At 64.8% G+C, this 7,583-nt stretch carries 7 protein-coding genes and 1 pseudogene; 7 read left to right on the top strand and 1 reads right to left on the bottom strand.

Annotated features, from left to right (window positions below):
- Positions 1-257: cupin domain-containing protein (locus tag G6N73_RS33835; protein ID WP_484477020.1), on the bottom strand; the 257-nt coding region annotated here is incomplete at its 3' end.
- Positions 258-445: 188 nt separating this feature from the next.
- Here G6N73_RS33835 and G6N73_RS33830 point away from each other — a divergent pair.
- The 7 genes and pseudogenes from G6N73_RS33830 to G6N73_RS33800 all read left to right on the top strand — a co-directional run.
- The gene (locus G6N73_RS33830) at positions 446-1,462 is read left to right on the top strand and encodes a BMP family ABC transporter substrate-binding protein (RefSeq protein WP_246252789.1); all 1,017 of its coding nucleotides are present in this window, start codon (positions 446-448) and stop codon (positions 1,460-1,462) included.
- 61 nt (positions 1,463-1,523) lie between these two features.
- Complete coding sequence (locus tag G6N73_RS33825) at positions 1,524-3,044, top strand: ABC transporter ATP-binding protein (RefSeq protein ID WP_165034263.1); 1,521 nt, start codon at positions 1,524-1,526, stop codon at positions 3,042-3,044.
- A complete protein-coding gene (locus tag G6N73_RS33820; protein WP_165034262.1) occupies positions 3,041-4,111 on the top strand; it encodes an ABC transporter permease in 1,071 nt (356 codons plus the stop codon). Before G6N73_RS33825 ends, G6N73_RS33820 begins: the two co-directional genes overlap by 4 nt.
- Positions 4,104-5,006: an ABC transporter permease gene (locus G6N73_RS33815; protein WP_165034261.1), complete on the top strand. Its 903-nt coding sequence runs from the start codon at positions 4,104-4,106 to the stop codon at positions 5,004-5,006. The genes G6N73_RS33820 and G6N73_RS33815 overlap by 8 nt, the downstream gene beginning before the upstream one ends.
- Before the next feature lie 10 nt (positions 5,007-5,016).
- Positions 5,017-6,412 (top strand): annotated as a pseudogene (locus G6N73_RS38925) (amidohydrolase).
- Positions 6,339-7,181 carry a purine-nucleoside phosphorylase gene (locus G6N73_RS33805; protein ID WP_165034260.1) on the top strand — a complete coding sequence of 281 codons (843 nt, stop codon included), beginning with the start codon at positions 6,339-6,341 and terminating at the stop codon, positions 7,179-7,181. Before G6N73_RS38925 ends, G6N73_RS33805 begins: the two are co-directional and overlap by 74 nt.
- A gap of 8 nt (positions 7,182-7,189) precedes the next feature.
- A partial coding sequence (locus G6N73_RS33800; RefSeq protein WP_165034259.1) for an SDR family NAD(P)-dependent oxidoreductase occupies positions 7,190-7,583 on the top strand: 394 nt, incomplete at its 3' end.

Below are 7,583 nucleotides of genomic sequence, written 5' to 3'. Positions count from 1 at the left end.
AGACTGCGGAGACTGCCGTGACCTCCAGTGCTTTCGCCCTTGCGCACGATGTAGCGTTCGGAGATGTAGTCGAGACGGTGCAACTGGGTAATCACGCCCGGCTCGACGCGGGCGAGCGCCAGCGACGCTTCGGGCGACTGGTCGCAACTGTGCAGCTCGGTGATGTAGCAGCGCTCCTCGGTCCAGAATTCCGCCCGATCGCTCCTTGGTATGAAAAACTGCGCCGACGTCCCGACCCCGCCTGACCGTCTCGACAAATGCGAACCACGTTGACAAGTGTTAGGAAGCGCTTTGATATCTGTCAAAGGCTCTCGCTTCGAGGCCCCGCAGGAGACGGTTCCGCCTCGATGCCGGTTGCCATCTCAACCAGATCGCGCCGGAATGATGGGTATTGTGCCAGTGCAGGTTCGTTGCCGCGCCGTACATCAGCCACGAGAGGGAGAAAATGACGATGGGTTTTCTGAAGAGATGTCTCGCTGCCGGCGCGCTCGGCGTTGCAGCGCTTGCGACGAATGCTCAGGCGGCGGACAAGCTGTTCGTCTATGTTTCGCCCGACGCTATCGGCGTCAATGCATTCCTGCAGATGGGCAAGACCGGCATCGAGGCGGCGGGCAAGGAATACGGCGCCGATGTGAAGACCTATGAGAGCAAGACCGCGGCAGAACGGCTGGATAACGTCAACGCCGCGATCAACGAAGGCGCAAACGTCGTCGTGCTGCTCGGTTTCGAGTTCAACGACATCGTCAAGGAGGTCGCTCCGACCGCGCCGGACACGCAGTTCCTGATCGTCGACCAGTGCATAGACGAGCGCCCGGACAATGTGCATTGCGCCGTTTTCCGCGAGTACGAGGCGAGCTACCTGATGGGCGTCGCCGCCGGCATGCTGACCGAATCGAAGAAGGTCGGCGTCGTCGGCGCGCTCGATATCCCCTTCCTGCACCGCTATACCGACGGCTATGCGCAGGGTGTGAAATCCGTCGCGCCGGACGTCAGCGTCGATATCCGTTGGGTCGGCGGCGAGAACCCGTTCGCCGATCCGGTGCGCGCCAAGGAGCAGGCAGTCGCCATGCATGCGGCGGGCTCCGACCTGATCTTCACCGCGACCTCCGGTGGCGACTACGGCGTGTTCGAGGCTGCCAAGGAGAATAATTTCAAAGTATTCTCGGTCGACGTGAACCATTGCCCTGAATTGCCTGGCCACATAATCGACATGACGCTGAAGCGGGTCGACACCGCGATGGTGGAAGCCGTCGGCGCGATCGAGAAGGGCGAGAAGAAGACGATGGTCTCGCTTGGTCTCAAGGAAGGCGGCATGGGTGCAATGGCGCTGGACGATGCCGCTCTCGCCACGAGCCAGTGCGAGATCGCCAAGCACCCCGAAGTGGTCGAGAAGGTGCGCAGCGTCGCGAAAAGCATCGAGGACGGCTCGCTGAAACTCGAAGACCCGATGTTCGCCAAGTGACGACATCGCACGCTCACCGCGCGTGCGGCGGGCTTCGTTTCTGATTCCGGAAGATTTCCTGATGCATGTCGCCCTTTCCGGCATCACCGTGCGCTTCGGTGCGCTGACCGCCGTAGACGACGTCTCGCTGGCCATTACGCCGGGCGAAATCCATGCCATCGTCGGCGAGAACGGCGCCGGCAAGTCGACGCTGATGAACGCACTGTTCGGATTGGTCGAGCCGGCGGCAGGCGCGATCAGCATCGACGGCACTGTCCGGCGCTGGACTTCGCCGCGAGGCGCGATCGCAGCCGGCCTCGGCATGGTGCACCAGCATTTCATGCTGCAGGAAGAAATGACCGTGCTCGAAAACATCGTGCTCTGCTCCGAGCCGGTCGGCCGCTTCGGCTTCGTCGATTTCGCCGCCGCGCACCGCCGGCTAAAGGAAAGCGCTGATAGTCACGGCATCGTAATAGGCCTTGACCGCGTGGTCGGCGACCTATCGGTCGGCGAGCGGCAGGTGGTCGAAATCCTGAAGGTACTCTACTGCGAAGCCGAGGTGCTGATTCTCGACGAGCCGACCTCGGTGCTCACCCCTCAGGAGAAGGATCGGCTGTTCGCAATTCTCAAAAGCTTTCGCGCCGCCGGCAAGGCGATCGTGCTCATCACACACAAACTGGACGAGGTCATGGAGATCGCCGACAGGGTCAGCGTCATGCGTGGCGGCCGGCTCATCGCATCGGGTCGGCGTGCCGAAACTTCGAAGGAAGAGATTGCGCGCGGCATCATCGGCGGCGAACTGCCGGCCGCACGGCAACGCCGGCCGCGTGCGCCCGGCGAGGTGGTGCTTTCGGTCGACAAGCTCGTCGCGGCCGGGCGCGGCATGGCTGTCGGCCCGATCACGCTTTCTATGCGCGCGGGCGAGATCGTGGGCATCGCCGGGGTCAGCGGCAATGGCCAGGCCGAACTGGTGCAGGCGCTGACCGGTTTGAGGCCTTCGATCTCAGGTGCAATCACGCTTTGCGGCGTCCGCATCGAGGCGCTCGACGTCGAGCGCAGGCGGCAGGCCGGGATGAGCTACATTCCCGAGGATCGCCAGCGCGTCGGCCTGGCGCTCGGCGCGACCGTCGCCGAAAACGCCAATGCCGGACGCGACGACCGCGCCGCCTTTTCGCGCGGGCCTTTCCTCAACCGCGCGGCCATGACGCGTTTTGCCCGTTCGCTGATCGAGCGCTACCGCATCCGGGTGGGCGGGGCTTCAGCTCGGGCGTCCACCATGTCCGGCGGCAACAAGCAGAAGCTCGTAGTCGGCCGCGAACTCGCGCGCGCGACGCCTTTGGTCATCGCCGAGAACCCTACCTGGGGCGTCGACATCGGCGCGATCGACTTCATCCATGGAGAACTCATGCGCATGCGCGACGAGGGACACGCCGTGCTGCTCGTCTCGACCGAACTCGACGAGATCCTGGCGCTGTCGGACCGCATCCTGGTCATGTATGCCGGCCGGCTCGCCGGCGAGGTGGCGCGCGACGAGGCCAGCCGCGAGCGCATCGGCGAAATGATGACCTCGCGCGCGGTAGACGCGCTGCCGGAGGTCGCATGAACTCCGGACTGAAGGGCCTCCTGCGCGGCGAATTGACCTCTTGGGTGGGCGCCGCCGCCTCGATCGCCGTGGTGCTATTCGTATTGATGGTGCTGGCCGGCGCGCCGTTCGGAGAAGCGCTCTCCGGATTCGTCGACGGCGCCTTCGGCGGGCGCCGATTCTCCTACCTTTTGACCACGCTCAGCCGCACCGCGCTGATCGTCGGCATGGCGATCTCGGTAATGCTGTCCTTCCGCGCCGGGCTGTTCAACATCGGAGGCGAGGGGCAGCTTGTGGCCGGCGGCCTCGTCGCCGCGCTGGTCGCGATAATGCTGCCCGGCCCGCCGCTCGTCGTGCTTTTCCTGTCAATCTTCGCCGCCATGGCCGCCGGCGCGCTCTGGGCGCTGTTGTCGGGCGTGCTGCAGCTTTATCTCGGCGTGCCGTTGCTGGTCGGCTCGCTGCTGCTGAATTATCCGATCCGCTACATCGGCTCCTATCTCGTCGCCCACCCATTTCGCGACGTTCAGTCGGGCATGGTGCAGTCGCATCTCGTGCCGCAGGCGACGTGGCTGCCCTATTTCCCCGGCACGCGTCTCGACATCGGCATCCTCTTCATTGCCGTGGCGAGCGTTTTTGCGATCATCTACAGCCACACGACAGTGCACGGCTATCACGCCCGGCTGAACGGGCTTTCGCCCGACTTCGCCCGGGCCGTCGGCCTGCCGGTCAACAAGCTCGCATTGCAGACGCTGGCGATGAGCGGCGCGATTGCCGGCCTCGTTGGCGCAATCGCCGTGTTCGGCATCCACCACCGCTATATCGACGGCATGCTCGTGCAGCCGCTCTACGCCTGGACGGGCATCATCGCCGTACTGCTGGTCGGCATGATCCCGTGGCTGGTGCCGCTGTCGGGGTTCTTTTTCGCAGCGATCCAGACGGGTGCCGCCGGCATGGAGCGGACGGCGGACGTGCCGAAGGAAATCGCGCTGGTCATGCAGGCGGTCATCATCCTCTTCGTCGCCAGCCGCGTCTCGGGCGCGCTGCTGGCCTCCTCGGGCCGCAAGGCCAGTGGAGGCGGCGATGCTTGAGCTCCTGTTCGACAGCTCGTTTGCAGCCTCCGTGCCGCGCTTCGTCACGCCGATCCTGCTCGCAGCCCTCGGTGGAGCGCTGTGCGAACGTGCCGGCGTCTTCAACATCGCGCTCGAGGGCTTCATGCTGACCGGCGCATTCGCCGCTGTCCTCGGCGCTTATTTCTCCGGTTCGCCATATCTTGGCGCGCTGGCCGCGATGCTTGCCGGCATTGCGATGGGGCTGGTGTTTGCCGAATTCAATCTCAGGCGCGGCGGCGACCCGATCGTCGTGTCGATCGCGGTCAACATCCTGGCGGCTGGCCTGACGGCGTTCCTGCTGCGCGCGATCTTCCATGTCACGGGCGCCTTCAACGATCCGGCAATCGCCGGTTTCGAACCTGTCCACATCCCCCTTGTCGCCTCGATCCCCTACGTCGGACGGCTGCTCAGCGGCCAGTCGATCCTGTTTTATGTCGCGATCATCGCGGTGCCGGCGCTGCACGTCTTTTTCGCGCGCCATCGGCTTGGCCTGCGCATGCGCGCGGCGGGCGAGAATCCGGCAGCCCTTGAGGCCGGCGGCGTCAGCCCAAGCCGTGTGCAGCTCTGGGCGCTGATCGGTTGCGGCGCGTTCTGTGGCCTGGCCGGTGCGCAGCTCTCGATCGCCAACGTCAATCTGTTCGTCGAAAACATGAGCGCCGGGCGTGGCTGGATCGCCGTCGTGGCCGTGCTTCTGTCGCGCGGGCGGCCGCTGCCGCTGTTCCTCATCGCCGTCGTCTTCGGCATGGTCGACAGCCTGTCCTTCCGCGTCCAGGGGTTCGGCCTGCCGCAGCAGTTCACCGACATGATGCCGTATCTGGCAACGCTCGTCGTGCTGGTCGGCTTGTCATGGTGGCGGCGCAGGCAATCGGTCTAGCGGGGAAGGGATGGATCTCGTCATCAGCAATGCGACAGTCGTGACGTGCGATGCGGACGGCACGGTGATTGCCGACGGCGGCGTGGCAGTCGAGAACGGCCGCATCGTATCCGTCGCTTCCTCCGCCGACCTCGCGCCGCTCGCCGCGAATGCAAAGCGCGTGGTGGATGGTTCCGGCCATATCCTGATGCCGGGCATCGTCAACACGCATTGCCACGCCGCAGACAGCCTGTTCCGTGGGCTGGTCGAGAATTTTGCGCTGGAGCCTTGGCTGCAGACTGTGTGGAAGGCGGAAGGCGCGATCCTCAACGCCGATACATCGCGGCTCGGCAGCGTGCTCGGCTTTGCCGAACTGCTGCTGTCGGGCGTCATGGGTGTGATGGACATGTTCTGGTATCCTGCCGAGACGGTTCGGGCGGCCCGCACGGTCGGCATTCGTGTCGCCACCGGCGGTATCTTCTTCGATCCACCGGGCGTCACCGGCCACAATCTCGCCGGTCGCATCGCGACTGCTGAAGATTTCTTCGACGAGTTCGGCGCTTCCGACGATGTCTTCCCGTCGATCATGCCGCATGGCGCCTACACCGTCGCGCCGGAGAACCTCCGGACGGCGAAAGCCATCGCAGAGCGCCACGGCGCTGTTCTCCACCCATGCCGCCGAAACCAGAGCCGAGCAGGCGGACGTGACCGGCCGCTACGGCCGCTCGATCATTCGCCACCTCGATCATCTCGGCCTGCTCGACGAGCGCACGGTGCTCGCCCACTGCGTTCACCTCGACGACGGGGAGATCGAAATCCTCGCCCGCACAGGTACGTCCGTAGCCCACAACCCGATGTCGAATTTGAAGCTCGCCTCTGGCGTTGCGCGCATTCCCGATATGCTCGATGCCGGTGTAAACGTAGCGCTGGGCACCCACGGCGCAATCAGCGGCAACGACCTCGACATGTGGATGGCGCTGCGGCTTGCCGCGACGCTGCACAAGGGCGTCAGCGGCCGGCCGGAGGTCGTTACCACCACCCAGGAGCTGGCCATGCTGACAACGGCGGGCGCAAAAGCGCTTGGCGCCGCCGAGCGCATCGGCAGCCTGGAGCCGGGAAAATTCGCCGACATTATCCTGATCGACCTGAAGCGTCCGCACGCCGTGCCGATCTTCGACCCCGTGACCCACCTCGTCTATTCGACGGCCAAGTCCGATGTACGCCAGGTCTTCGTCGGCGGCGAGCAGGTGGTGCGGGACGGCGTGCTTACCCGCCACGACATCGGCGGAACCATCGCTGCCGTCGAACGCCTCGCTCCCAAAAATCGCCGCCAGCATCGCATAAGGAAAGCCCATGCCCGAAAGCCAACTCGCGCGCCTCGAACGCGCCCATGCATCGATCCGCAACCGCGCCGGTCCACCATGTGACCTCGCCATCACGCTGGGCTCCGGACTCGGCCAGCTCGCCGATGCGGTCACCGACGCGACTATCATCGCCTATGGCGAGATCGACGGCTTACCGGTCTCGACCGCACCCGGGCACAAGGGCCAGCTGGTCATCGGCACGCTGTTCTCGCGCCGCGTCGTGATGATGCAGGGGCGTCTGCATCTCTATGAGGGCTGGACGCCGCGCGACATCGGGCTCGCCGTCTACCTGCTGCAGCGGCTTGGTGCGGGTGTATTGGTTGTCACAAACGCATCGGGAGGACTCAATGCCGATTTCGATGCCGGCGACGTCATGCTGATCGAAGACCACCTGAATTTCACGGGGTCGAGCCCGTTGATCGGCGCCAATGATGACGAGATCGGACTGCGCTTTCCCGACCAGTCGCGTCTTTACGATCCTGGCCTTCGGCAGCTTGCCGTCGATGCTGCTGCGCGTGCAAAAACCGCCATTCGCCACGGCATCTATTGCGGTGTCAATGGACCCGAACTGGAGACGTCGGCCGAGCGAAGGTTCTTCCGCTCGGCAGGTGGCGATGCCGTCGGCATGTCGACCGTGATGGAAGTGATCGCCGCGAACCACGCCGGAATGAAGGTGCTCGGGCTCTCGGCAGTAGCGAATGCCGCGACGGGCGGTCCCGACCAGCAACCGGACACGATCGAGTCGGTGTTCGCCGCCGCCGCGATCTGCGGCGTGAAGATCACCGCCATCCTGAAGGAACTGCTGCCGGCCCTGCCGGCGCACTCGCGTTGAATATCGAGATGACCGCAGCACCACCTGTCGCTTCGCTTCTCGACCTTTCTGGTAAAACCGCCATCGTGACCGGTGCGAGCGGCGGCATCGGGGCTGGCATCACCCTGCTTTTCGGTGAGGCCGGAGCCAGTGTCGTCTGTCACTACAACAGCAACCGGCAGGCCGCCGAAACGGTTGCCGAGGCCATCCGGTCGGCTGGTCGCCAGGCTGTCGCCTGCCAAGCCGACATCTCGTCTGGTACGGACTCCGCCAATCTTGTCGCGGAGGCGATTTCCCATTTCGGTGGCGTCGATATCCTGGTCAACAATGCGGGCCAACAGCCGGTAGAGATGCTGGCCGAGATGTCGGAGAGCAACTGGAACGCCATGATGGGAGCGAATGTCGCCGGTCCGTTCCTGCTAG

The organism is Allomesorhizobium camelthorni (assembly GCF_011045125.1).
In the GTDB taxonomy this organism is placed as follows: domain Bacteria; phylum Pseudomonadota; class Alphaproteobacteria; order Rhizobiales; family Rhizobiaceae; genus Allomesorhizobium; species Allomesorhizobium camelthorni.
The sequence above is the reverse complement of the archived record's forward strand: the minus strand, read 5'-3'. Positions and strand labels throughout refer to the sequence as shown.